Consider the following 25,840-nt stretch of genomic DNA (forward strand, 5'->3'; position numbering starts at 1 on the left):
CAGATTAATGTTGAGGAAATAAAAAAGTATATGTAAAATTAGTGGGAGGTTTCAAATGAGTATTATTAAAGAAATTCACGAAGCATTAGCCGTTTTATCTATTCCCGAAAAAGCCGCATTTTTTCCTAAATTCTTTAAAACAGGAAAAGGAGAATATGGAGAGGGTGATCTTTTTCTTGGGGTAAAAGTTCCGGATCAGCGTGCTGTAGCAAAGGAATATTATACTAAAATTTCATTAAAAGAGCTGAGTGAATTACTTTCTTCAAAATATCATGAACACCGTTTAACGGCCTTACTTATATTAATTTTCAAATTTGAAAAAACGAAGGATAAAACGGTAAAAGATGAGATTATAGAATTTTATTTAACCCATTTGCAATTCGTTAATAATTGGGATCTTGTGGATTCCACCTGTTACAAGATCCTTGGGAGATATGCTTTTGAATATGAGAGGGAAGATTTGCTTAAGAAACTATCAGACTCCGAAGAAATGTGGCATAAAAGAATCGCGGTGGTCGGGACAATGCATTATATAAAGAAAGACTCCTTTGATTTAACGAAAGAATTGGTGACGAAGAATTTAAATCATCCTCACGATTTGATGCACAAAGCAAACGGCTGGCTATTGAGAGAAATGGGTCAGAAAAATGAAAAAGAACTTATCAAGTATTTAGATCAATACTACAAGGAAATGCCGCGAACCTGTTTGCGGTACGCCATTGAAAAGCAGGATGAAGAAGTACGTCAAAACTATTTAAAAGGCCGAATATAATGGATTGTTTCTTTTGGAAAACGGTAACTCATTATTTTCTGCATTTGGTGTTTCCTGTTTTTATCGCACTGATCTTTTACCGGGAAAATTGGAAAAAAACCTATTTTATCCTGTTGGCGACCATGCTTGTAGATATGGATCATCTGTTTGCCCATCCTATTTTTGATCCGAATCGTGGGAGTATAGGGTTTCACTTTTTACATTCTTATTATGCCATTGCGGTGTATTTTTTGCTGCTGTTTTTTAAAGGAAATATAAGAGTTATTGGCATCGGGCTTCTACTCCACATGATCACTGATTTTCAGGATTATCACCTATGGTGTCATTAAAATATTATTAATATTTTCTTTTAAGATGGTAAAGATCATAGATTTTTTGTATTTTAGAGACGCTTATGAAATTAAAAGAATTCCTTCATTATACTTATATCTTCCCCGTCCTGGCCGTAATTTATTATTTTTCCGGCCTTATGGGCAACGGGGTCATTTATGATATTATTGCAGGGCTTTTACTTACGGGAAGCGTTCTTTCCGCTGTCCATCATGCTGAAGTAGTGGCTCATAAGGTAGGAGAACCTTTCGGAACGATTATCTTAGCGCTATGCATCACTATTATAGAAGTTGCCCTGATCATCTCCCTAATGGTTGCCGGAGGCGATCAGGCGATTACATTGGCCAGAGACACTGTTTTTGCAGCTGTCATGATTATTCTTAATGGGATCCTGGGCATCTGTATTCTGGTAGGAGGTGTAAAATATTACGAGCAGTTTTTTGCAAGAACCTCCGCTACCACCTATCTGGTAAGCATTGTCTCGATTCTGATACTGACTCTGGTTCTTCCCAATTTTACATCAAGTGTCAACGGGCCTTTTTATAATGAGGCTCAACTGATCTTTGTTTCTATTGCCTGTCTTGTTATTTACGGCATATTTTTGATGGTTCAGACGATCCGGCACAGAAATTATTTTATTGTTCCTGAAGAACATTCTGAAGAAAATTATATTCCCAATCTCACGAAAACACTGGTTAGTTTTGGTTTTCTTGTAGTTTGTTTAGCCATTGTAGTGATGATGGCTAAAGGTCTTTCCACCACCATTGAAAATATGGTTCAGAGCTTTGGAGCACCCAAATCCTTGGTCGGAGTAATTATTGCAGCTGTTGTTTTACTTCCTGAAGGGGTTGCGGCCATTCGTGCCGCACGAAGCAACCAGATCCAGTCCAGTTTAAATCTGGCTTTGGGTTCTGCCCTTGCCAGTATAGGTTTAACGATCCCTGCCGTTTCTGTGGTATGTATTCTGTACGACATTCCCTTGGTTTTAGGCTTGGATAAAAAAGATATTATCATCCTATCACTATCGGTATTTATCGTTATGCTTTCTTTAAGCCGGGGAAAAACAAATATACTATACGGAACTGTGTTATTGGTAAATCTTGCCGCTTATATTTTCACGGTTATTGTTCCTTAAGCTTAAATGGCATTTAACCATAAACGTTAAATCTAAAACTTTAAACGATTAAAGTCTTCTTGCCAAATCCATTTTAAAGGCCATCAGTTTAGCAATATTTTCCGCTTTATAAATCGCCAAATCTGCGTTTTCGCCCACGAAATTTTCTTCAACAGTTGAAGTCCACATGGTAAGCCATTGATCAAAATGTTTTTGCTCCATTGCCTGCATTTCATTGATCGGGAAATGAACGCCCATCGGATTTCCTTTATAAGTCATCTGTCCGAAAAGAATAGATTCCCAAAAAGAATACATTTTAGGTAAATGTTGGCTCCAGTCAACTTTGGCAATATCATTAAAGAAAAACCCAATCGTCTCATCTTTAATTACTTTGTCATAAAAGGCATTGACAAGGGTTTCAATATCTTCTCGTGTTTCCAGCTTTTTCATATTTCAAATTTAGCTTAAAATAGATTTAAAAATTCAATCGCGAACTTGATAAATTTCATGAAAACAATATTTTATCTTTGCCTATCGTAAAAATAGAATTTACGATGCATGGAGAAGAATCAAAATGAACTTAGAATCATATAAAAAACAGGCTTTACAAAAGCAAAAAGAACATAAAAAATTTCTGGACGGATTGAAGAAAAAACCGCCCAAAAACCTTGATTATATTGTTCAGGAAACGCATGATGAAGTATTTGAGGAAATTGATTGTCTTCAATGTGCGAATTGCTGTAAAACGACGGGACCTTTGTACACCGAAAAGGATATTGAACGAATTTCCAAGCATCTTCGTATGAAAGCCTCTGATTTTGAAGCGAAATTCCTTCGTGTAGATGAAGATAATGATAAAGTTTTGCAAAACCTTCCCTGCTTTTTTTTGAATGCAGATAACACATGCTCTATATATGAGGTCCGCCCGAAAGCATGCAGAGAATACCCTCATACAGATCGTAAAAAAATCTTCCAGATCAATAATCTTATGATTAAGAATACCGTAATTTGTCCTGCGGCATATAAATTTGTAGAGAAAATTATGAAGAATTTGGCAAAATAAACTACATTTCCAAAATCGTCTTAAAAGATTATAAAGTACGTTACACTAAATATTTACATATAATATTCGATAAAATGGTGCCGTTTAACTTAAACAACCATTTAAAATATTATTATGAAAAAGTTAATTTTTACAGCAGCATTCTCATTAGTCGGAGTAATCGCAGTATCGGCGCAGACAACAACACAAAGTCCTGCAGAAACACCTAACCAGACCACTCAGAATCAAACTCAAACTCAGAATCAACAGCTGCAGACAACTGACCCCAACGTTATTTCAACGCAGCAAAATACGCAGACTGTGGATCCTTCGGTTCAAAATCAAACAACTGTAACCACTACAGATCCTAATCAGGATGCGACAAAACCACAAGAAGTAACAAAAGAAGAGCGAAAATCTAAAAAGAAAAAATCGAATTAGAGAAAACCAATCTAATTGTTTAAAGTAGAAATGAGATCCTGGAACATTATGTTTCAGGATTTTTTCCATGAGTAATTTCAAAAAAAAAGTGTAGAAAATTAACTTTAAAATGAACTTCTAATTTATATTTTCTGAAATAGAATTATTTCTATTAATTTATATAATACAAAATAACAAAAACAGGAAGACAACACTTAAAACATTAACAACCAATGCTTTAACACCTTAAAATCATTATATTTGTTTGTGTAAAAAAACGGATTATTTCTATCATTAATAAAAAAAAGAAAAAATGATGACACAAGCAACTACTTTACCTCTGACAATTATGGCCTTTACAGGCTTTTTTTTTCAGCCTCAGCTGACGATGGCTCAGCAGAAGAATCCTCAGGAACAGAGAGTTTCCGTCCGGGAGCTGCCACAATTTACAACAGATTCTTCTATGGGAACGTTCCATTTAAATTTTGAAGGACTTAATATTACTTCATCTTATCTTACCGCTCATTTTAATGAATGGTTGGGAGCAGACAGCAATCACACCTTCAAACTGATAAGCGAAAACACAGATGAATTAGGTATAAAACATTCTGTTTATCAACACTTTTACAAAAACACAAAAGTGCAGGACGAATTGATGCTTTTACACGAAAAAAACGGAAGACTTACCTTTGTAAATGGTGAATTTACCGGGAAAATTGATCTCAATCCTTCAACATTGTCCGAAAGGGAGGCAGAAAATATTATTTCTAAAGATTTTCCCGAAAATACAAAGATTACATTCTCTTCTCCTGAAACGGTAATTGCTAAAGTGAAAAGTGAAAATGGTATAAAAACATACTATGCCACCAAGGCTGAAGCATCTTCTATGAAGCCAATGAAAGCTTTTGATTACTATATTGATCATGCTAGCCGTAAAATTGTAAAAAAGCTTTCAAAAATTTATGCCTCAGATACTCCTTCTACAAGTGCAACTCTTAATAAAGGTAATCAACAAATCACGGTAGATTCTTATTCAGGCGGATATAGGCTTAGAGATAATGCACGAAAAATACATACTTTCAACGGAACTAATTTTGATGGCGATATAAACCAAAACGGAAGCTTTGTAGGAGCTACAGAATATAACAATTCTACCGCAAATTATACATCCAACGCCACTAAACCTGCTGTAGAAGTACATTGGGGAATAGAAAAAACACATGATTATTACTTAGCAAGACACAATAGAAATAGTTTTGATAACAATGGTACACTCGTAAGAAATTACTATAATATAAATATGAATGTCTTTAGTGATGATCCTGGTCATAATGGCGCCAATGCTGCAGCTATAGATCAAAATGGCATCGTAGCAATGGTATATGGGAATGGAAAAATAAATAATACAGCCGTATTAAATCCAGTTGTAATGATTGATGTTGCAGGGCATGAATATTCACATCTAGTGGTCAGCAGAAATGGTTTAGGAGGTCTTAATTATGCAGGGGAATCCGGAGCGTTGAACGAGTCTATTGCAGATATGATGGGAACGGCAATTGAATTCTATACAGGATTAAATCCCAATTGGACAGTGGCTGAAGGAATATTTATAAATCCTCCTGGAAATTCTCCCAATTATTTCAGAAATATGGGAGATCCAAATTCGGCTTTCCAGCCCCAACCCGACACGTATATGGGTACTTTTTGGGAACCAACAGGCAATCCATCAGAATCAAATGATTATGGTGGCGTACATACCAACAGCGGCGTAGGAAATTATTGGTTTTATCTTTTATCACAAGGAGGAGCTGGAACAAACGACATTGGAAATACTTATTCAGTAACAGGAATTGGAATTCAAAAATCAGAGAAGATAATTTATAGAACATTAACAAACTATTTAACACCCAATGCAACTTACCTAGATGCCTACAATGCTACTAAAATGGCAATAACAGATCTGTACGGAGCCAATGGCAATGAAGCCATCCAGAATGCAAAAGCATGGTACGCAGTAGGTTTCGGAAACGGAAATCTGGCGACCAGCGAAACTGTGAAAGTTACAGAGAATGATTTCAGAGTATATCCCAATCCTGTTTCTCAAGGATATTTTACGATAGAAACACCAGCTAAGGGAGATTCTACATATGAATTGTATGATCTTTCCGGAAAACTTTTAATACCTTCTCAAAAATTGAATTCAGGGGTTAATAAAATTCAGGTAAACGGCGTGCAAAGCGGAGTTTATTTACTGAAAATCAATTCAAGCGGAGATATGTTTTCAAAAAAAATTATCATTAAATAATCAACTTTTCATTACATTTTCTTACAGTCCGTAATTCATTTTACGGGCTGCTTTTGCAATAAAAAAACCGGCACAGAAAAAGCTTCTGCACCGGCATCTCCATATCAAATAACACTATTACTGTTATTTATTTTTTAATAAATTTATTTTTATAAACTTTTCCGTCAATACTTTTAGAAACAATAAGATAAGTTCCGGTTATTAATCCGCTTACATCAATCGCTTCTTTATATTGATGATCTTTTTTCTGAAGAACAAGCTTTCCTGTCATATCAATAATAGAAACTTCTGTATATTTCTTATCAGATTCTTTTCCGATATATAAAAACTGCGTGGTTGGATTCGGATAAATACTTAAATTATTATCCTTCGGTTTCGTTTCTCCCGTTCCCAAAGTACAACTGCTCCACTGTCCGAAATTCAGGGTTAAAAAAGCATTAATGCTCAACATTTCGCACATATCAGGACAATACTCCGTACAGGCATAGAATCCATAAACTCCCGATTCCGCGGCAATAAAAGTATCATCCGTTGCCCCTGGAACAATACAAGGATCTGTCACTGAAGGTGGGTTGCTGCTCGGAAGACATTTAAACCAGGTATGTTTTCCGTACACCTGAGGAAAGCCATCATCTAACTTTACCGTGGCTCCTTCACAGATATTATATTCTCCTGGCCCCACCTCTTCAAACGTTCCCGGCGTAAAGTCAGCTATCATATAAGGAAGCCCATAGGCATATCCGTCCGCAAGAATGGCAGGACTTTCGGAAGAGCAGTCGGCCTGTGTAACGACAACTTTAAAATAATACAGCATATCATCCGTCCCGTTAATCGTTAAGGTCTGCGAGTTGGCATTGGGAATAGCAGTCCAAGGATTTGTATTCGGCGTCTGCCAGTCCCATTGCTGCTTATACCATTGATAAGTGTCATAAGTCTGCGTCGTGGAAATTGTTTCGGTCTCTGAAGTACAAAAAACGATTTTGTCCTGAAACATAGCTCCCAATCTAGGACTGGTGATAGTGGGATTGCATTGTGCCTGTATTTTTAACAGGTTTAAAAATAGATAGCACAGTAAAAAAATTAATTTTGTTTTCATGTAAAATAAATATTTATTGGTTGTTTTAAGTTTTTTGATCTTGAAAATTGGGACGTATTTGGTGGGAAGACTATTATATAGCCTTCTAAAATTGTAATATTTAATTAGCATCTTAAACGTTAATCAATCTGCACCCTAATCCCGAATTTCATATTAAAATTCAATGGTTTTTCTTTATAAATCGTATTCAGCTGGCTATCATCTTTGAAATGGTACGCTAGCCCTGGCTCTGCATATAGGCCAATATTATTGAGGATTTTAACCTGAACTCCGACCGCAGTGTTTACCGAAAACTGCAATGGTTTTACCTCTACCTTTTCCGTAAACTCTTCTTTCACTATGTGATCTACCACATACTGTGTTTTCTGCTTTCCTGAAACGGCCTTTTCCGCCAGGGCTCCTGCGGTTATATATCCTGTAAAACGACCTTTTTTCACTACATTATAATTCACCTGAACTGGTACTCCGATGTAATGAACCGACTGATCTGTTTTAATAAAATTATCATCACTTCCCGAATGAATTTCAGAAGATAATTTCGTGTAATTGATACCCGTTCCGATGCCCCATCTTTTCCCAATATTGTAATACATCGACAAACCGAAACTCACCGGAGTCTTGTGTTTCACTCTCGCGTCAACTTCTTTATTCTGATTCGCAATAAGGACATCTACGAAAGGATTTACCTCTGCACTCTGGTACACCTCACTTACACTCATCGGTTTTCCCATGGCTGTTGCATATCCCGGAAATTGTTCTGCAGCACCTGAAGAAGCATTCCCCGTTAACATACTCAGCATCCACTTTTTAGAGGGCTGTTTTTTCAGCTTTTTTTTATCAATTGCTGAAGGGGCGGAAAGTATTTGATGGTCAGCAATAAGTTCCTGAAATTCATCTTTTTCCTCAGAAGATTCTTTATTGTTAGAAGTCCCCTCTTCATTTTTCTGAGCAATTATTTGATTTTGATTGAATAAATCTTTCGTTTTAAACTCGTTTTGACCTTTAAAAAATATCTTGTCGTTGTTTTCTTCTTCTCTCAATTTTTGACCCAAGCTACTTTTTTTTGAATTCTGAATTAAAACACTTCTAATCAACTGATTACTTACATCAAATACACTTTCAGTTTTTATATTTGCATTTACTTTCGAAGTTGATTGATTTTCAGAAACTTGATCGCCAGACTTTGTTTTATGATTAGAATATGAATTTTGATGGATAAGTTTGTTTTGTTCTGAATGATTGGTATTTACTAATTCTTTAGCCACAAAAAAGAATACAGCAATCGCCGCCGCAACTCCCGCAACACGGTAAACTTTCGTCTTAAAATTGATTGGGATTATTTTTTCCTGTGCCTTCGTTTCATTTCCCAAAGCTAATCCCGCACCTTTATTTTCATCATCTCCACGGAATAATTCATCGCTGATGTCATCCCATAGCCCTTCCGGAACATCCTCTGAGTGATCTTCCATTCTATTGCGCAGGTTATTTAACCATTGATCATCCATATTGCGCCTTTTTTGACATTTTATAATCTTTTACTTTCTGAACAAGCATTGCCCTTGCTCTGTGAAATTGAGAAGCAGAAGAATTCTCGGCAATTCCCAGGGTCGACCCAATTTCTTTATGACTTTTTCCTTCAAACACAAAAAGATTAAAAACTGTACGATAGCCATCCGGAAGCTCCCGAATCATATTCATCATCGCAGATTTAGGTACTTCTTCCAGATTGGGTTCGTCTTCGTGAGCCCTATCCGGAATTTCATCTACGTCTGCCCAGTTTTTACTCTCTGTATTTTGTTTAATGTGTTTTAAAGATTCATTCACCACAATTCTTTTAGTCCATGCATGAAGAGATCCCTCTCCGCGATACTCAAAAGAATCAATAGATCTGAACATTTTGATAAAACTGTTCTGAAGCACGTCATGCACATCCTCACGGTCGATAATATACCTCGAACAAACATAGGTCAGCTTGCCCGAATAAGCTCCAAACAGCTCTTTCCAGGCAGTTTCGTCCTTTTTTGCCAGACGGTTTACCAAACTTTGTTCTTTACTGATGTTCATCTATAACGTTCAGAAAACTATTTATTTAACGATTGTTATTCACTTAAAAATACAAAAATAGGTTGCCTTTTCACAAAGCACAACCTATTTGGGGCTATAAACATTAATTAATACTTTAAACTGTATGGAAAATCATATTTTATTTTTTCATAAGGAGTCAAATCCGTACCGTCTACTGTAATTTTATCTGCTACAAAACCAAATCTAAGAGACCAGTCCTGTCCAATGAAGTATCCTTTGTTTGCTGCTGTGAAAGTAACAACAGTATTTTTTGTCTGTCCGTTTAACGGAATCTGAAGTGTTAATGTTTTGGGCGCAAAAGTAAATTCAATGACATTTTGCTCAGGCACTAATTTCGGGGTAAAATTCAGCTTATATTCAATTTTACCCATAGCTGCCACCGCAGAATCCGCTTTACCGGCATCTTTCACTACCGATCTTACAATTTCTTTAATAGGAAATTCTTTGTAAGTAATTACAGAATCTTTCACCGTAAAATCCATAATTTTCTCTGTTCTGCTGTTGCCCTGTGTCGTAATCAATTTTGTTCTGAATGTTCCGTTTTCATCTCCCTTTTTTACAGGAATTGCTTCATAGCTATCCGTATTACAAGATATTAAAGACACTCCAAAAAAGGCAACGAAAGCCGCTACAAAAGCCGTAAGTACTATTAATTTTTTCATTATTTCAAATTCAATTCATTATACATTTTGTTATATTGAGTACTCACTTATATAAATCCGGTTTTCGTAAAATCTTGCGTTCAAATTTTAATTTTTTAACGATTATTTCATAACCCACTGATTTTAAGCATAAAAAAATACAGCTAAATAAAAAAATGCTTCATCTTTTTTATTATTTCAATACATTTGTTAAAACCTATGTTTGAGTGAATTCCGTAGTGAACGATACCAATGTTAAAAAAGAGCGGAAAAACAGAACGTTGTTTACTGACAATAATCAAAAGAAATCCGGGCTACAGGAAAAACAGGCAGAACAAAAAAAACAAAAACAGAGCAACTAATCAACACATTATGAATATAAAACCGGATATCTCATGGACAGATTTTGAAAAAATAGACATCCGATGCGGAACCATCATTTCAGTAAACGATTTTGAAAAAGCGAGAAATCCATCCTACCAGTTGGAAATTGACTTTGGAGATTTGGGGATCAGAAAATCCTCAGCACAAATTACTTCACTTTATCAAAAGGAAGAATTGATTGGCAAACAGATTATGGCTGTCGTCAATTTCCCTAAAAAACAAATCGCTAATTTTTTCAGCGAATGTTTGGTTTTAGGAGTTTATGGAGAAGACAAAAAAGATGTCACGCTTTTAACACCTTCATTACCAACAAAAAATGGAATGCAGGTTGGATAAATTTTTCAATATATTTATTCTCATTCATTTTAATTAAACCTCATAGGTTTTAGAAATCTATGAGGTTTGATCTTAATCCGTCATATTTAATTTAAAGTAAAAAACAAATGATACAAAACATTCCTATAGAAAAGATTTTATTCATTGATATTGAGACGGTTCCGGGCGCAGAAAACTGGGAAGACCTTACAGAAACAGAGCGAATGCTTTGGGATAAAAAAACCAAATTTCAGCGAAAAGATGATTACTCCGCAGAAGAGTTTTATCCCGAGAGAGCCGGAATCATGGCAGAATTTGGAAAGATCGTCTGCATCACCATCGGGATGCTCGAAAAAAATGATACCCTGAAAATTAAAAGTTTCGCTCATCATGATGAGAAAAAGCTGTTGATGGATTTTGGTGAAATTTTTAACAGCACGCGGCTTCGTGATGTTATTCTTTGTGCGCATAACGGAAAGGAGTTTGATTTTCCATGGATTGCCCGAAGATTTTTAATTAATAGGATGATGCCTCCGGCACCGTTTCAGATGTTTGGAAAAAAACCTTGGGAAATCCCGCATCTCGATACCATGGAACTCTGGAAATTTGGGGATTATAAAAGTTTTGCATCCCTTGAATTACTCGCCCATCTTTTCGGCATCCCTACCCCGAAAGACGATATCGACGGCTCAATGGTTTCATCAATCTACTACATAGAGAAAGACTTGCAAAGAATAGTTGACTATTGTGAAAAAGATGTCTTAACTTTGGCAAATGTTTTCCGGCGTATGCGTCAGGAAGATTTGTTGAAAAGGTACATCAATTTAGATTAAAAAATGAAATTTACAGACGATCAGATCGCTGACATTGGTGAGGAAATCATCGGTGTCCTAAAAACCGTATATGACCCTGAAATTCCGGTAGATATCTACGAACTGGGTTTGGTTTACGACGTACAGATTTCCGACGATGCGGATGTTAAAATCATCATGACACTGACAACGCCCAACTGCCCAGTAGCAGAAACGCTTCCCCAGGAAGTAAAAGATAAGGTGGCAGAGGTAGAAAACGTGAAAAGTGTAGATTTAGAGCTTACTTTCGAGCCTAGCTGGCATAAAGATATGATGAGTGAAGAAGCGAAGTTTGAGCTGGGAATGCTTTAATATTCGATAAAATAAATCAGGCTGTCACACCCGTTGACAGCCTTTTATTTGGTGAAAAATTAAATTTCTCGCGCCATTTCTTTTCCATCCCTTCGGCTCCATTCGCTCCAGGAGCCTACATATAAGCCAGGGATATCAAAACCTGCATAATATAATGCTAAAATGGTATGGCAGGCAGTCACGCCAGAACCGCAATGAATAATTAAATTCTGAGGTTTATCCGCTAATAATTTTGAATATTTTTCTTTAAAAGCTTCAGGTTTCAGGAAATTACCATTTTCATCTAAATTTTCAGAGAAAGGAATATTAATCGCTCCGGGAATATGTCCGGCAACCAAATCGATTGGCTCAGATTCTCCGTTATAACGATAAGCATCTCTTACATCGATTACCGTTGAAGAATGGTTTGTTAATTCATTTTCAACAGTTTCCAACGTTGAAGTTGGAAGAAGCCAGTTTACTTTTTTAATTAATTCTGCTTTTTCAAAATTTTCTTCACCAGAAGAAAATTCTAAACCTTGTTTTTCAGCATTTTGAAATCCACCATCCAAAACCTGTACATTATTAAAACCAAAAGATTTCAACATCCACCAAACTCTTGCCGCAGCATTTGATCCGTTTTTATCATCATAAACAACGATGTGAGAATCCTCTGAAATTCCAAGATTAGAAAGTGTTTCTGCAAATTTTTCAATGCTCGGAAGCGGATGTCTTCCTCCAAAAGCGGCATTTTCACCAATTTCAGCTAAATTTTTATCCAGATCAATAAATTTTGCACCTTTAATGTGCTTACTTAAATAGTTATGGTGAACTTCTTTTCCTACTCTCGCGTCTAAGATGATTAGATTTTCTGTCGAAAGATTTTTTAATTCGGAGGGTGAGATTATGGGTGACATTTTATTGATTTTTTGAGTTGGTTTAATTATAAGTTTTGGCTAAAGCCATTTTATATTTTGAAGAATAAAGCGGGCTAAAGCCCGCTCATTGATATTTATTCGAAAATATAAAACCTCAGAAAAATTCTAAGGTTTAAAAAATATTTTATTGATAAATAAAAATCATGGTTTGTAACAAATCAGGATGAAGACTTTTCGCTACCGGACAATTATGCGCAGTTTCTTCGATAAATTCTTTTTCTTTATCCGAATATGAATCTGAAAATACAAAATTGCATACAATTTCACCAATTCTTCTTGGCTCACCTTTCATAATTTTTTGAAGATTACAGTAAGCTCCATCAATGTTAATATTTTTTTCTTTGCCTAAAATGGCAATCGTGGTAAGCGCACATTCGGCTAAAGAAGTTGCGCATAAGTCTGTAGGAGAAAATTTTTCTCCTTTTCCATGATTATCAGTTGGAGCATCACTTTCAATAATGGTTCCTGATTGTAAATGTTCCGCTGAACATCTTAAATCTCCAATATATGTAATTTTTGAAGTCATAATTATTAAAAATTAAGAGAGACAATGTCTCAAAAATGAAAAATATCTTTCGCTTTGTTATAAGAGCTTTCGAAGTTTAGCAGTTTCAGTTTGTGGTCTGCTTTTTCTACGCTCATAAAGTTGATGACCTGCTCTGTCGGCATATTTCCAACCAAATCATCTTTCGCCATCGGGCAACCTCCAATTCCTTTGATCGCGCTATCGAACCTTGTACAACCTTGGTCGTAAGCCGCTTTTAACTTCGAATAAGAATCTTCGTAACGGTTATGAAAATGTGCTCCGAAATTAATTTCAGCATATTTTGAAGGTATCTTTTCAAATAAAAGAGAGATTGATTGTGGTGTCGCAACTCCCGTTGTATCAGATAGTAAAACATCTTTAACTCCAATTTCTGAAAAACGCTGTGCCCAGAAATCTACATCTTCCCATTTCCACATTTCGCCATAAGGATTACCGAAAGCCATGGAGAAATAGATGTTTAATTGTCGGTTTTCACTTTTTACCAATTCCAGCATTCTGATGATTTCTTCAAAAGCCTCCTCTTGGTTTTTATTGGTATTTCTATGCTGAAAAGTTTCAGAAATAGAAAACGGAAACCCGATAATATCCACCGATTGATGCTTCAATGCTTTTTCGGCACCTCTGTAATTGGCAACAATCGCAGAAACCTTAGTTTTGGAGCGGGATTTATCGATATTTTCGGCAACCTCATCAGAGTCTGCCATTTGCGGAATTGCTTTTGGAGATACAAAACTCAGACAATCTAATACATCAAAACCAACATCCATCAAAGAGTTGATATAATCTATTTTTTTATCAGTGGGAATAAATTCTCCCCAACCCTGCATTGCATCACGCGGACATTCAGTAAGAAACATTTTACTTTTAGATTTTCTCAAATATAATAAAACTAAACAATTTGGAATATGATATTTACAAATCTAACATTATTTTGATTTTCAAAGGATTATATTCAATTTAAAATTTCAATAATAAATATTAAATAACGAATACTTGAAGTGCTTTTTATCAATTTCTTTTTCATTAAAAATTAAATCATAACCTGATTCAAAAATTTAATATTAAATTTCATCACCTTTAACACCTTTTAATAAAGGAAAAATAAAAATGTGGTATATTTTTTATTCAAATTGGTAAACAAATTGTATATGCTTCATTACCAATAAAATTAATTACTATGAATATTTCTTACTACGACTTCAAAAATTTGCCGGATCAGCAATCTCAATGTAATATGGTGATGACCAACGGGCGGGTGATGAACGAAAGAACAGTAAATACACTGAAATATGTTCTTTATGAAATTTCATGTTTTACTGTAGAGATTGTTTACAACACGTTTACCAACAAAATAGAAGGAATGACTGTTTTTCAGAATAAAGCGGCTTACGCAGTTTAATATTTACTTGATTTTGATTTTCAATGAATTATGATTAATGATTTAATTCAAGGATAAATCAATTATTCTCCGCATCAAATTTGCTAACTTTGCTGGAAATTTAATCTAATAATGAGTGCAATAGAATTCAACCAATTGTGGAAAGAAAAGTTACTGAACCGTTTTCTTAGTTATGTAAAAATCTATTCAACCAGTGATGCCGAAAGCGAGTCAACCCCTTCTACAGAGAGACAGTGGGATATCGCCAATTATATCACAGAAGAATTGAAAACGATCGGTCTTGAGAATGTATCGATTGACGAAAATGGTTATATCATGGGTTATGTACCGTCAAACCTTGAAAATGATGATCAACCGACCATTGGATTTATTTCACATTATGATACTTCACCAGACTTTAGTGGTGAAAATGTAAAGCCACAGGTTTGGGAAAATTATGACGGAAATGATTTACTTTTAAATCAGTCGACAGGTTTTACCTTATCTCCTTCAAAATTTGAAAGTTTAAAGAAATATATTGGTCAGACTTTAATTACAACAGACGGAACTACGCTTCTTGGAGCTGATGATAAGGCAGGTTGCGCAGAAATCGTAACGGCTGCAGAATATCTGATTGCTCATCCTGAAATTAAGCATGGAAGAATTGCTGTAGGATTTACCCCTGACGAAGAAATCGGAAGAGGAGCCCATAAATTTGATGTAGCAAAATTCGGAGCTGAGTTCGCCTATACAATGGATGGCGGTGAAGTTGGAGAATTGGAATATGAAAACTTCAACGCGGCTGGAGCAGTCGTAAAAATCCACGGATTGAGTGTTCATCCAGGTTATGCGTACGGAAAAATGGTTAATGCAGTTCTTTTAGCTTCTGAATTTGCACAATCTCTTCCGGCAAACGAAACTCCGGCTACAACGAAAGGATTTGAGGGATTCTATCATTTAATGGATTTGAATGCTGATATTTCTGAGGCTAAATTACAATACATCATCCGTGATCACGATGCTGAAAAATTCGAGGCAAGAAAGAAATTCATGGAAGAAAAAATTGCTGAATTTAATCAGAAACACGGCGAAGGAGTTGCTGAAATTGAGATTAAAGAGCAATACCGAAATATGAAACAGCAATTTGAAGGAAAAATGCATATCGTAGATCTGGCTGCTGCCGCTATGAAAGAAGCAGGAATTGAGCCCAAAATTAAAGCGATCAGAGGAGGAACGGATGGGGCACAATTGTCTTATATGGGTCTTCCTTGTCCTAATATTTTTGCAGGAGGAATTAATTTCCACGGACCTTACGAATATGTGGCATTGGAAAGTATGGAAAAGGCAATGGAGGTAATTTTGAATATTGCTAAAGTGTAATCGCTCATTTCATATAACACTGTTTTCTTTTTGAATTTACCGTAAGGGTTACATCGGGTGAAATCCGATGTATAATTATCCAATGAGGTTATAACCCTGAAAAGGTTAAATAAATTAATGGAAATTTCAAAGATAAAATGGTATAAACAAAAGACTGCCTCTATTGGGCAGTTTTTTTGCTTATATAACCCACTCCATTCCAATCTGAGTTCGGGGTAAGAAACTTTTTCAATAATATAAACCAGGTAGGCTATCAATTTTTCCCTTCCTTTTTTCAGCCCGCTTCCACCCAACAAAAAAAACGAATATATCACTAATAATCAAAACATTAAAAACCTAACCCTATTAAGAAAAATGAATGGTCTGATTTTTGAAAACTTTTAAAAATAAAAAATTTAAAAATGAAAAAGAGATTATATTCAGCAGCAGTAATTCTTTTATTTGGAATCGGCATATCAGCACAAAAAAAAGAACCGGCAAAACAAGAAATAAAGAAAGATGCCGGAAAAGTTGAAACAGCTGTTAAAGACGGTGCAGAATGGACCGGTAAAACCGCAGAAAAAGGATATGATGCGACAAAAAAAGGAGTTAAAGATGCTGTGAAATGGACAAAAAAAACAGCCAAAAAAGGCACAGACGCGGTAGATAAGACCTATCACGATGCCAAAGCTGATATTAAGAAAGACTAATCCCTGTAATGAGCTGTCTGCATCAGCATTCACCCTCATAACAAAATAAATAGGCAGATCCGAAGGAATATTTTCTTCGGATTTTTTATTATTTTCTTTGCAGCATGAGTAACCGAGGATTCAGGATGATTTGGGATCAAGTACAAAAGTTGGGGACTAGGCAAAAAAGTTCAGATCATGTAAGATGAAATTTTTTGCTCTCGCAGATTTTGCAAATGATGCAGATTCTTTTCCTTACACTTTACATATTGAACACGAAGCCAACCCAAGTTTTTTGACAATTCCCGTTTTAAGTCTCACCAAACCGTTCTACCTATAAAAGACCGCAAAGGTTAAACAAAGAAAATCAACGATATCATCCGTGGTAAATCTGTGCTATCCGTGGGAAATAAAAATATTCGCGCATTCGTGGCAAAAAAATATCTAAAGAATTTCTCCCCAAGTTTTGAAACTGATCCATGATTTGACGACCTGTGTTTTGGCACTGATTTTTTTGCTAGATCCCGGTCATTTTGTGCGCCCCATAAAAATATTTTGACTGTTTTTTTCTCCTAGTTAAAAATATACAATACGATGCTTTTGGCTACATGGGTGAGAAAAATTAAGAATCTAATTCCTATTACTATTATCAACATCCATACACAACTGACCATAATTTTATCTTTCATACGTAAATGTGTGTTTTTTATTAATTGTAAAAGAAAAACCATTATCTGAATAGTTCTTCATTTTATAATTAGGTCATCATTATTCAAATATGGCGCCAAAATAAGGGTCTGGATTCAAAATACCGCTTTCCGAATAGCACAAAAAAAACACTGCAAATCAGAACATTATCAACCTACCTCAGTGATCAACTTACCAATTTATGCAATAGCATCTCCTTTCATTAAAAAAAGCAATGGATGGAGCGAATTCGCTTATTTTTATTATTTCAATAATTATGATCAGGGCGCGCTGAAGGGAACACTTAAAATGACAAAATTTCCTGTCTTTCGAATCTATCATTACATAGGCTGACAAAATTCATCGGGAAAAGATTCTGCTGAAGAGTCGAAATGAAATTCATTTTTAGCCTATTTAAAATTTCTTACTTTTGAAGCATATTCCGAATAATGAACAGAGATCTCTATATTGACTTTGCAAAAGGACTGGCAACGCTTTCCATTATATTCATCCATACCGCTTTCTGGTCGGGACAGTTTTATATTCCCGCTGAAGTCAGGGTCTTTTCTTTAGTCTTTGATGTGGCTTTATTTTATGCATTAAGTGGCATCACCTCAGGGTCAAATATTGAAAAAACCTTCTACAGACTATTAAAATTACAGATCACCTTCATGATCTTTGTGACATTTTTATTCTTTTTAGATTATTTCTTTAAGGTTTTTGGACTCAGTTTTTTTTCTTTAGAATGGCTGCAAAACTTTTATTCCACATTCGGGTCAAAATATGCGACAACGAGCATTTCAGCTGTCCCACAATGGCAAAATCTCGGAAACTGGTATCTTCATCAATACACCAATGCAGACACCTTTCCGGTCGTGATGGGAAGTTTTTGGTATTTAAAAGTCTATTTTATCCTGACTGTTTTCGGCGTTTTAATTTTAAGATTCTTCCCGAAACATATCAATTGGCTCATTGGAATTTGTGTTGCTTTAACCTTGGTATTTAATCTTTTTCCTGAAATCTATCCGACAGGACAAGTGGGATACGTTTCATTTTACCTGGCCATTTTCCTGATTGCGAACAGAATGAGAGGTAAAAAAATCCCGAAGAAAATAATTCCCGTTTTATATGGAATTGTGGCAGCAGCTTTAATCTGGATGTTCTGGTATTATGGCAGTGAAATTTTCTTTAAAATCAATAAAAATAAATTTCCGCCGAAGATCCCTTATATTATATGGACCTTATTTTCACTGGTTACTTTATTTGTTTTTTACAACCGATTAAAGATCACCAAAGATAACTTCGTCACCTACATCGGTAAAAATGCCATCTTTTTCTATTTTGCACAGGGAATAAGTTCTTCTTTAGTCTATTTTCTGGTGGTTCCTCTGAAAGAACATATGCCTTGGTGGCTTTTGATGGTTTTAATTTATATCATTAATATCCTTTTAGCCTTCGTTATTTCATCCGTATTGAAGAAAATTGATGATCTGGGCTGGAATATTCTTGAGTTTTTAAGAAAAAAAACCGCTAATAACCAATCCTAAACTTACAGATCGAATTTTTTATTGAAAGGATGTGAAATATCAATCCGAAGTCCTAATGTAAAAACACTTTTTTCCCTTTCTCCAAGAGAATTTTTTCCCATGGAAATCCTCTGCTCACTATACATTTGAGCAAACCTGAACGGATGGTAACTGAGACCTAGGATAATGTCACTCCTTTTAAATCCAGGATCTAAACGGTAAGGTGTAGAAGTATTTTCATTTTTATGAAGATCCGGAATATAGAGGTTATAACCTGCCAGCACAGAAAATTTCTGAAACTTATACTTTCCCGACAATTCAACTCCTTTGGCATCAAAAACCATAGTGGACACAATTATTCCGAAGCTTGGATCAACATAGGAACTAGGCGAAAAATCACCGTTTTTCTTTAAAACCCCCAACACACTGAGGTCAAAGATTTTCCCGGTATATTTTGCACCGATAGAAAAATAAGTGGGCTGTCCACTGATTCCTATAGTAGCACCGTTGTTAACCAGTTTTTCACTTAAAAATGCCCTATTGAAAGCAGCCCCTATAATAATTCGTACTGAAGAGAAGCCCCAAATCCATCGATGAAATGATCATTATTACCTCCCCTCGCCTGAATTTGACCTCCAACGTAAAAATTTCCCATTCGATTTCTGTAAATTCGAGACTGATCCGCACGCCCTGTTCCGGTTTCTCCTCCATCCGTACCTCCGATAAAAGTAGCAGAGGCTCGCGCGCCGAATACGTTAAACCGATCTGTATAGGCGGTCACATCTCTGTAAACACTCCACTGCTTTCCAATGGTGACAACTCCAAATCTTCCGAAATCAATTCCCAGATATCCCAGTCTGTTTCCAAATACCTGTCTGTCTTGCGTAGATTCCACGGTAACAAATCCTCTGGAAAGATTTCCATCAACATTAAACGAGGTGCTGCCTCGAAACATATTCAGCTGTACTTCTCCACCTGCGATAAAGCTTAGCTCACCCTTTTTTATTTTCAGCTCCACCCCGATTCTCGACGCATTTTCCTGTAGCTCCATTTTATCATCAAAAAAAGCCATATTTCCGCGCAGACTTCCGTAAGGCTTCAACAAAACCTCGAGAGAATCGTTTACCTGCTGCCCACATACCGAAATAGTAAAAAAACTAAAAAATAAAACGTATGATGCTAAGAAATAGAGTGATCTGTTCATCATCATTAAGGATATTAGTTTTTAATTAAAGAAAGTAGCGTTCTGATTATACAAAAAACAACAGAAAATAAATTCTGTATCATCAGAAGTACAAAATATGTCTAATTTGTTTTAAATTTACAAAAATTTTATAAAATGTTCAAGTTGAAACTTCCTACTGATCCAAGGTGGGCCAATATTGCAGAAGGAAATCTTCAGGAAATTTTAACGGATCATGCGTGGTGCGAACAGAAAGCCGCTACAAACGCTATCGGGCTCATCACCATGCTACCTGAATATCCGGAAATCGTGACCGAACTTTTACTGATTGCCCAGGAAGAATTGGAACACTTTCAGCAGGTGCACGAGATCATCAAGAAAAGAGGCTATACTTTCGGACGTACCCGAAAAGATGATTACGTAAACGAGCTTGTCAATTTCATCCAAAAAGGGGGCAACAGGGATACTTTGATTATCGACAAAATGCTTTTCGCAGCAATGATTGAAGCAAGAAGCTGTGAAAGATTTAAAGTTTTAACCGAAAATATTAAAGACGAAGAACTGAAGACCTTTTACAGGGAGCTGATGATCTCAGAAGCCAATCATTACACCACTTTCATCAGTTTTGCAAGACAGCTTGGAGACGAAGAACAAGTGAATAAACGTTGGGAAGAATGGCTGGAATATGAAGCAAAAATTATTCAGTCTTACGGAAAAGGGGAATCTATCCACGGATAAAATAAAAAATAACAGATAAAATCGCAGTGAAAAAACTGACTTTTGAAAATATTGCCAACTTCTTTCTGAAAAATTTCTTTCAGGGCCTGGTAATTATTGGCCCCATCGGGTTAACCATTTTTGTCATTTATTATGTTGTCACTTCTATCGACAACATCATTCCTTCGGTGGCAAAGGAAATTCCGGGGCTGGTTTTTATTTCTACGATTTTAATAACGGCAATTTTAGGGTTTTTAGGAAACAAATTTGTAGTCGGAAAATTCTTTTTCGATTCTATGGATCGTTTGCTCGAAAAAACTCCCGGTGTAAAACATATTTACACCCCGACAAAAGACGTCATGTCTTCCTTTGTCGGCGATAAGAAAAAATTCAATGATCCGGTTTGGGTAAAGACGAATGAAAATCCGGAGATCTGGAGAATTGGATTTTTAACTCAGAAAGAAATGGCAGATGTTGATAAGCACAATTATGTGGCTGTTTATCTTCCTCATTCTTATGCAATTTCTGGCTGGGTGATTGTAACTGAAGAAAAAAACATCAAACCTGTAGTGGGAATGACCGCAGCTTCAGCAATGAAATTTGCTGTGAGTGGTGGTGTAGCAGGCTTCCATTCAGACGATAATATTTTTAAGGCACCTGAGTAATTCTTTAACTGCCTGATTCTTATTCACCGCAAAATAAACAAAAGACTATTAGAACATGTAAGTAAGTTTAAACGCTCATAAAAGCGTATTCGAAAATATACATTTACTTTTTGTGCCCTTTTAATGAACTATTTACCTGTTACAACTTTTGTGGTTAAAATAAAGCATTATCACGCATTACATTATTCCTTTTAAAAATACTTGATGAAATTTGAATGTATTTCAAATTAAGTTTTCTTTAAACAATCTAAAAAAAATATCATGAATTTACCGTACGCGGAACCTTTCCGTATTAAAATGGTGGAAGAAATCCACCAGTCTACAAGAGAACAAAGAGAAGAATGGCTAAAACAAGCGAACTATAATTTATTTAATCTAAAATCTTCACAGGTTTTCATCGACCTTTTAACCGATTCCGGAACCGGTGCCATGTCCGACAGACAATGGGGAGCCTTGATGATGGGAGATGAAAGCTACGCTGGATCTCGTTCATTCGAACAGTTACAAAATACCGTTGAGAAAATCACAGGTTTCAAATATTTATTACCAACTCACCAGGGAAGAGCTGCTGAAAACGTATTATTTTCAGTATTGGTTAAAGAAGGTGACGTAGTTCCGGGGAACTCTCACTTCGACACGACAAAAGGTCATATTGAGTTCAGAAAAGCACACGCCATCGACTGTACCATCGATGAAGCTTTTGACATCAATGATCTTCACCCTTTCAAAGGAAACATCAACCTTGAAAAATTAGAGGAAGTTTATAAAAGTCATCCAAAAGAAAGCATCCCTTTTTGCTTGATTACGATTACCTGCAACTCTTCAGGAGGACAGCCTGTTTCTTTGGAAAACATGAAAGCGGTAAGAGAATTATCTAATAAATACGGAGTTCCTGTATTTTTCGACTCTGCAAGATTCGCTGAAAATGCGTATTTCATCAAAAAAAGAGAAGCCGGACAGGAAAACAGAAGCATTAAAGATATCTGTAAAGAAATTTTCTCTTACGGAGACGGGATGACGATGAGCTCTAAAAAGGACGGACTGGTAAATATCGGTGGTTTCATCGCTTTGAATAGCGAGGAAGTTTTCAGAAAGGCATCTAATTTCACCATTATCTACGAAGGTTTCATTACTTACGGAGGTATGGCCGGAAGAGACATGGCTGCTTTGGCGGTTGGTCTTGATGAAGCGACTGACTTCGCTTATCTGGAAAGCAGAATTTCTCAGGTTGAATATTTAGGTCATAAATTAATTGAATACGGAATTCCGGTTCAGAAACCTATCGGAGGACACGCTGTTTTCATCGATTCCCTGAATTTCTTACCAAAAGTTGACCGTTCAGAATTTCCTGCGCAGACTTTAGGTCTTGAGATCTACAAAGAAGCTGGAATCAGAACGGTGGAAATCGGAACTTTATTGGCCGACAGAGACCCTGAAACGAGAGAAAACCGTTATCCTAAGTTGGAATTGGTACGTTTGGCGATTCCAAGAAGAACCTACACCAACAACCACATGGATTATATTGCAGCAGCCATCAAAAACGTTTACGAAAGACGTGAGGAAATTGCGAAAGGCTATAAAATCACATGGGAACCGGATTTATTGAGACACTTCACGGTTCAGCTGGAAGAAGCATAAAACAAACAAAAGGATTCAAATTAATTTTTGGATCCTTTTTTTATAAACATTTTCGATAATCGATGAATGGCCTTTTACATTTTTCAGGAGCTGTTTCCTGCTTTCCACTGTATCTTTTTCGCCAGCGCTTTTTTCAAGCCATTTCAGAAAAAGGATGCCGTTGCAATCAGGGCTAAGAATTTCAGACCTTCACAATCGAAGAAACCGACCAGAATCCTTGGAACCTTGTCAAGGTTTAAAACCTTGACAAGGATTATTAATTAAAATTTTATTCAAGACTTAATGATTCAATTTAAATTTTAAATAAAACTATGCCCTACATCTAATTATCATATTATTTATTAAATAAAAGTCAATTTTATTGATTATTTAAAAACAAAATTTAATATTTTTGATTAATCCATCAATTTACAAACCGATTAATATGAAAATTAAATACCTGAGCATTATTTTTCTTGGCACTTCCTCCATTTTATATTCACAGCAGATCAACGATACGATTTCTAAAGAAGCCAAAATTGAAGAAGTGTCCATTACAGGAAGCCGAAATAAGAAAAGAACCGTTGTGGATACTCCCGTCCCGATTGATGTCATCGATATCAAGCAGGTCAGTCAGTCGACCGGTCAGGTGGAAGTCAACCAGCTTTTACAATTTGCGGCCCCTTCTTTCAATTCCAATAAACAATCCGGTTCCGATGGTGCGGACGCGGTAGATCCCGCCACGTTGAGAGGTTTAGGTCCGGATCAGACCTTGCTGTTATTAAATGGAAAAAGGTATCACCAATCTTCATTAATTAATCTGTTCGGAACAAAAGGCCGTGGCAATACCGGTTCGGACATGAACACCATCCCGATTGGTGCCATAAAAAGAGTTGAAGTTCTTCGTGACGGCGCATCGGCACAATATGGTTCAGACGCCATTGCCGGCGTTATTAATGTAATTTTAAACGACCGTAATCACGGCTTTGAAGGAAATGCTTTTTACGGAGTTAATTTATTTAAAAGCCCCGGAGACCATGATGTGGTTTCAGACCGAAAAATAGACGGAAATACTTTTGATTTTTACGGAAATTACGGAACTAAAATAGGTTCTCAAGGAGGTTTTGGAAACTTTACCGCCGAATTCATTAATAAAGAATTCGCTATCCGAAATGCCAATCCTGAAAAATATGAGGCTCCAAGACAGAGATTTGGAGATGCAAAATCTCAGAATTTTTATTTCTTCGGAAATATTGAAGTTCCGTTATCCGATCAGATAAAGTTTTATTCAAGACAAGGATTTTCTCAAAGAAATACAGACGCTTATGCGTGGACGAGAAGTGCTGATGCAGACGGAAATATTCCTCAGGTTTACCCCAATGGTTTCAACCCGCTACAAGACACCAGCATTACCGATTTTACGTTTGATAATGGTTTAAAATTCAAAGTGGCAGATTGGGATGTCGATTTTTACAACGCTTTCGGAAATAATAGGTTTACCTACCAGATAGACAATACCATTAATGCAACATTGGGTATCAATTCTCCGACAAGCTTCAATGCGGGAGGCCATTCTTTATTGCAAAATACCACAGGTTTTAATGCTTCAAAACAGTTCAAAGTATTGGAAGGTTTAAATATTGCTTTCGGATCCGAATTCAGATATGAAAAATTCGACATTATTAAAGGAGAAGAAGCTTCTTACGCGATGTATGATATCAATGGAAATCTTGTAACGGCGAATACCAATCAGAATTTACTGGTGACCAATCCTTTAAGCGGAGAAATACGGCCGGGCGGATCTCAGGGATTTCCGGGATATTCTCAGGGAGTCAACAAAAGCAGAAATAATTTTGCGGCTTATATTGATACCGAACTCGATATTACCAAAAACTGGATGATCAGCATTGCCGGAAGATTCGAAAATTATAATGATTTCGGAAGTACCATGAACGGTAAATTTGCCACAAGATATAAAATAACGCCTCAGTTAGCTTTCCGGGGTTCTGTTTCTACAGGGTTCCGTGCGCCTTCTCTGGCTCAGAAATATTACAGTCTGCAGTTTACCAATTTTCAGGCAGGAAATCTGGTTACCATTCAGCTGGCTTCCAATGACAGTGATTTGGCAAAAGCAGTGGGCATTCCTCAACTGAAACAGGAGACTTCTCTTAATGGAAGTGCCGGATTTACTTTTAATACAGGAAAATTTACAGCTACCATTGATGGATATTATATTAAAGTGAAAGACAGAATCGTCTTAACAGGAAATTTCTCACAGGATGACGATGCCATCGGACAGATTTTAATTGATAATCATATCGATCAGGCGCAGTTTTTCACCAATGCTATTGACACCAAAACAAAAGGAGTTGATATTATTTTAAGTTATAATCAGAATATCGGAAAAGGAAAATTAACCACCACTCTGGCCGGAAATTATAATGAAATGGAAATTACCAAAGTCAATACTTCTGAAAGGCTGAAAGGAAAAGAAGACGTCTATCTGAGTCCTCGGGAAAGGGCTTTCATCTTAGCTTCAGCACCAAAAACCAAGATCAATTTAAATGTAAACTATAAGATCAGTAAATTCAATGCCAACCTACAATTGGTAAGATTCGACCGACTTACTTTAATTGGCTACAACGGCGCCGATGATTACCAGAATTACAGTCCGAAAGTAACGACAGACCTTTCTTTCGGTTATGAATTTTCAAAAAGTGTTACCTTAACGATTGGAAGTAAAAACATCTTCAACCGATATCCGACTTTACAAAAATCTGCCGTATCCGATGGGAATACCGAAGCCGGAGGTATTTTCGACCCTGTACAAATGGGATTTGCAGGAAGACAGGCTTTTGCAAGATTTAATTTTAGATTCTAAAAATGCA

Annotated in this window: 27 protein-coding genes; 17 read left to right on the plus strand and 10 right to left on the minus strand. The window is 36.1% G+C overall.

The window, feature by feature from the left end:
* Positions 1-55: 55 nt before the first annotated feature.
* The 3 genes from VUJ46_RS14335 (at position 56) to VUJ46_RS14345 (ending at position 2,237) form a co-directional block, all read left to right on the plus strand.
* Positions 56-772, plus strand: coding sequence for a DNA alkylation repair protein (locus VUJ46_RS14335; RefSeq protein ID WP_326981426.1), 717 nt, complete (start codon positions 56-58; stop codon positions 770-772).
* Positions 772-1,101, plus strand: coding sequence for a DUF6122 family protein (locus VUJ46_RS14340; RefSeq protein ID WP_326981427.1), 330 nt, complete (start codon positions 772-774; stop codon positions 1,099-1,101). Before VUJ46_RS14335 ends, VUJ46_RS14340 begins: the two co-directional genes overlap by 1 nt.
* A gap of 65 nt (positions 1,102-1,166) precedes the next feature.
* On the plus strand, positions 1,167-2,237 hold the full coding sequence (locus tag VUJ46_RS14345; protein WP_326981428.1) for a calcium:proton antiporter: 1,071 nt from the start codon (positions 1,167-1,169) through the stop codon (positions 2,235-2,237).
* A gap of 48 nt (positions 2,238-2,285) precedes the next feature.
* On the opposite strand, the gene VUJ46_RS14350 is transcribed toward VUJ46_RS14345, so the two are convergent.
* A complete protein-coding gene (locus VUJ46_RS14350; RefSeq protein ID WP_326981429.1) occupies positions 2,286-2,666 on the minus strand; it encodes a group III truncated hemoglobin in 381 nt (126 codons plus the stop codon).
* Between the two features lie 124 nt (positions 2,667-2,790).
* Here VUJ46_RS14350 and VUJ46_RS14355 point away from each other — a divergent pair, with 124 nt between their 5' ends.
* The 3 genes from VUJ46_RS14355 (at position 2,791) to VUJ46_RS14365 (ending at position 5,983) form a co-directional block, all read left to right on the plus strand.
* The gene (locus VUJ46_RS14355; protein ID WP_326981430.1) at positions 2,791-3,279 is read left to right on the plus strand and encodes a YkgJ family cysteine cluster protein; all 489 of its coding nucleotides are present in this window, start codon (positions 2,791-2,793) and stop codon (positions 3,277-3,279) included.
* Positions 3,280-3,393: 114 nt separating this feature from the next.
* Complete coding sequence (locus tag VUJ46_RS14360) at positions 3,394-3,699, plus strand: hypothetical protein (RefSeq protein WP_326981431.1); 306 nt, start codon at positions 3,394-3,396, stop codon at positions 3,697-3,699.
* A 292-nt stretch (positions 3,700-3,991) separates the two neighbouring features.
* The gene (locus tag VUJ46_RS14365) at positions 3,992-5,983 is read left to right on the plus strand and encodes a M4 family metallopeptidase (RefSeq protein WP_326981432.1); all 1,992 of its coding nucleotides are present in this window, start codon (positions 3,992-3,994) and stop codon (positions 5,981-5,983) included.
* 127 nt (positions 5,984-6,110) lie between these two features.
* On the opposite strand, the gene VUJ46_RS14370 is transcribed toward VUJ46_RS14365, so the two are convergent.
* The 4 genes from VUJ46_RS14370 to VUJ46_RS14385 all read right to left on the minus strand — a co-directional run bounded on the left by VUJ46_RS14370 (position 6,111) and on the right by VUJ46_RS14385 (position 9,826).
* Positions 6,111-7,079 carry a T9SS type A sorting domain-containing protein gene (locus VUJ46_RS14370; protein ID WP_326981433.1) on the minus strand — a complete coding sequence of 323 codons (969 nt, stop codon included), beginning with the start codon at positions 7,077-7,079 and terminating at the stop codon, positions 6,111-6,113.
* A gap of 119 nt (positions 7,080-7,198) precedes the next feature.
* Complete coding sequence (locus VUJ46_RS14375) at positions 7,199-8,584, minus strand: outer membrane beta-barrel protein (protein WP_326981434.1); 1,386 nt, start codon at positions 8,582-8,584, stop codon at positions 7,199-7,201.
* A complete protein-coding gene (locus VUJ46_RS14380; protein WP_326981435.1) occupies positions 8,577-9,143 on the minus strand; it encodes an RNA polymerase sigma factor in 567 nt (188 codons plus the stop codon). The genes VUJ46_RS14375 and VUJ46_RS14380 overlap by 8 nt, the downstream gene beginning before the upstream one ends.
* Positions 9,144-9,250: 107 nt before the next feature.
* Positions 9,251-9,826 carry a DUF4840 domain-containing protein gene (locus VUJ46_RS14385; RefSeq protein WP_326981436.1) on the minus strand — a complete coding sequence of 192 codons (576 nt, stop codon included), beginning with the start codon at positions 9,824-9,826 and terminating at the stop codon, positions 9,251-9,253.
* A 351-nt stretch (positions 9,827-10,177) separates the two neighbouring features.
* On the opposite strand from VUJ46_RS14385, the gene VUJ46_RS14390 reads away from it, so the two are divergent.
* From VUJ46_RS14390 to VUJ46_RS14400, 3 genes are all read left to right on the plus strand, one after another.
* Positions 10,178-10,525, plus strand: coding sequence for a tRNA-binding protein (locus tag VUJ46_RS14390; protein WP_326981437.1), 348 nt, complete (start codon positions 10,178-10,180; stop codon positions 10,523-10,525).
* Between the two features lie 107 nt (positions 10,526-10,632).
* On the plus strand, positions 10,633-11,337 hold the full coding sequence (locus VUJ46_RS14395; protein WP_326981438.1) for a 3'-5' exonuclease: 705 nt from the start codon (positions 10,633-10,635) through the stop codon (positions 11,335-11,337).
* Positions 11,338-11,340: 3 nt separating this feature from the next.
* On the plus strand, positions 11,341-11,667 hold the full coding sequence (locus tag VUJ46_RS14400) for an SUF system Fe-S cluster assembly protein (protein WP_267403437.1): 327 nt from the start codon (positions 11,341-11,343) through the stop codon (positions 11,665-11,667).
* A gap of 59 nt (positions 11,668-11,726) precedes the next feature.
* Here VUJ46_RS14400 and VUJ46_RS14405 read toward each other — a convergent pair whose 3' ends face one another.
* From VUJ46_RS14405 to VUJ46_RS14415, 3 genes are all read right to left on the minus strand, one after another.
* Positions 11,727-12,563 (minus strand): sulfurtransferase, encoded by an 837-nt coding sequence (locus tag VUJ46_RS14405; RefSeq protein WP_326981439.1) that lies wholly within the window; start codon positions 12,561-12,563, stop codon positions 11,727-11,729.
* A gap of 145 nt (positions 12,564-12,708) precedes the next feature.
* Positions 12,709-13,110 (minus strand): OsmC family protein, encoded by a 402-nt coding sequence (locus VUJ46_RS14410; protein WP_326981440.1) that lies wholly within the window; start codon positions 13,108-13,110, stop codon positions 12,709-12,711.
* 29 nt (positions 13,111-13,139) lie between these two features.
* Entirely contained in the window at positions 13,140-13,988 is an 849-nt protein-coding gene (locus tag VUJ46_RS14415; RefSeq protein WP_326981441.1) for a hydroxymethylglutaryl-CoA lyase, read from the minus strand.
* 320 nt (positions 13,989-14,308) lie between these two features.
* On the opposite strand from VUJ46_RS14415, the gene VUJ46_RS14420 reads away from it, so the two are divergent.
* The 4 genes from VUJ46_RS14420 (at position 14,309) to VUJ46_RS14435 (ending at position 18,791) form a co-directional block, all read left to right on the plus strand.
* Entirely contained in the window at positions 14,309-14,530 is a 222-nt protein-coding gene (locus VUJ46_RS14420; RefSeq protein ID WP_326981442.1) for a hypothetical protein, read from the plus strand.
* Between the two features lie 111 nt (positions 14,531-14,641).
* Positions 14,642-15,889, plus strand: coding sequence for a peptidase T (gene pepT / locus VUJ46_RS14425; protein WP_326981443.1), 1,248 nt, complete (start codon positions 14,642-14,644; stop codon positions 15,887-15,889).
* A 401-nt stretch (positions 15,890-16,290) separates the two neighbouring features.
* Complete coding sequence (locus VUJ46_RS14430; RefSeq protein ID WP_326981444.1) at positions 16,291-16,578, plus strand: hypothetical protein; 288 nt, start codon at positions 16,291-16,293, stop codon at positions 16,576-16,578.
* 1,115 nt (positions 16,579-17,693) lie between these two features.
* A complete protein-coding gene (locus tag VUJ46_RS14435) occupies positions 17,694-18,791 on the plus strand; it encodes an acyltransferase family protein (RefSeq protein ID WP_326981445.1) in 1,098 nt (365 codons plus the stop codon).
* Positions 18,792-18,793: 2 nt separating this feature from the next.
* Here VUJ46_RS14435 and VUJ46_RS14440 read toward each other — a convergent pair whose 3' ends face one another.
* Together VUJ46_RS14440 and VUJ46_RS14445 are read right to left on the minus strand one after the other, a co-directional pair.
* On the minus strand, positions 18,794-19,195 hold the full coding sequence (locus VUJ46_RS14440; protein ID WP_326981446.1) for a hypothetical protein: 402 nt from the start codon (positions 19,193-19,195) through the stop codon (positions 18,794-18,796).
* 128 nt (positions 19,196-19,323) lie between these two features.
* Positions 19,324-19,980 (minus strand): porin, encoded by a 657-nt coding sequence (locus VUJ46_RS14445; RefSeq protein WP_326981447.1) that lies wholly within the window; start codon positions 19,978-19,980, stop codon positions 19,324-19,326.
* A gap of 129 nt (positions 19,981-20,109) precedes the next feature.
* Between VUJ46_RS14445 and VUJ46_RS14450 the strand changes: the two genes are divergently transcribed.
* The 4 genes from VUJ46_RS14450 to VUJ46_RS14465 all read left to right on the plus strand — a co-directional run bounded on the left by VUJ46_RS14450 (position 20,110) and on the right by VUJ46_RS14465 (position 25,833).
* Positions 20,110-20,691, plus strand: a complete 582-nt coding sequence (locus VUJ46_RS14450) for a tRNA-(ms[2]io[6]A)-hydroxylase (protein WP_326981448.1) — start codon at positions 20,110-20,112, stop codon at positions 20,689-20,691.
* A 26-nt stretch (positions 20,692-20,717) separates the two neighbouring features.
* The gene (locus VUJ46_RS14455; protein ID WP_267404833.1) at positions 20,718-21,335 is read left to right on the plus strand and encodes a DUF502 domain-containing protein; all 618 of its coding nucleotides are present in this window, start codon (positions 20,718-20,720) and stop codon (positions 21,333-21,335) included.
* Between the two features lie 261 nt (positions 21,336-21,596).
* Positions 21,597-22,973 carry a tryptophanase gene (locus tag VUJ46_RS14460; RefSeq protein ID WP_326981449.1) on the plus strand — a complete coding sequence of 459 codons (1,377 nt, stop codon included), beginning with the start codon at positions 21,597-21,599 and terminating at the stop codon, positions 22,971-22,973.
* A 424-nt stretch (positions 22,974-23,397) separates the two neighbouring features.
* Complete coding sequence (locus VUJ46_RS14465; RefSeq protein ID WP_326981450.1) at positions 23,398-25,833, plus strand: TonB-dependent receptor plug domain-containing protein; 2,436 nt, start codon at positions 23,398-23,400, stop codon at positions 25,831-25,833.
* Positions 25,834-25,840: the final 7 nt, after the last annotated feature.

The organism is Chryseobacterium sp. MYb264 (assembly GCF_035974275.1).
Classification (GTDB): Bacteria; Bacteroidota; Bacteroidia; order Flavobacteriales; family Weeksellaceae; genus Chryseobacterium.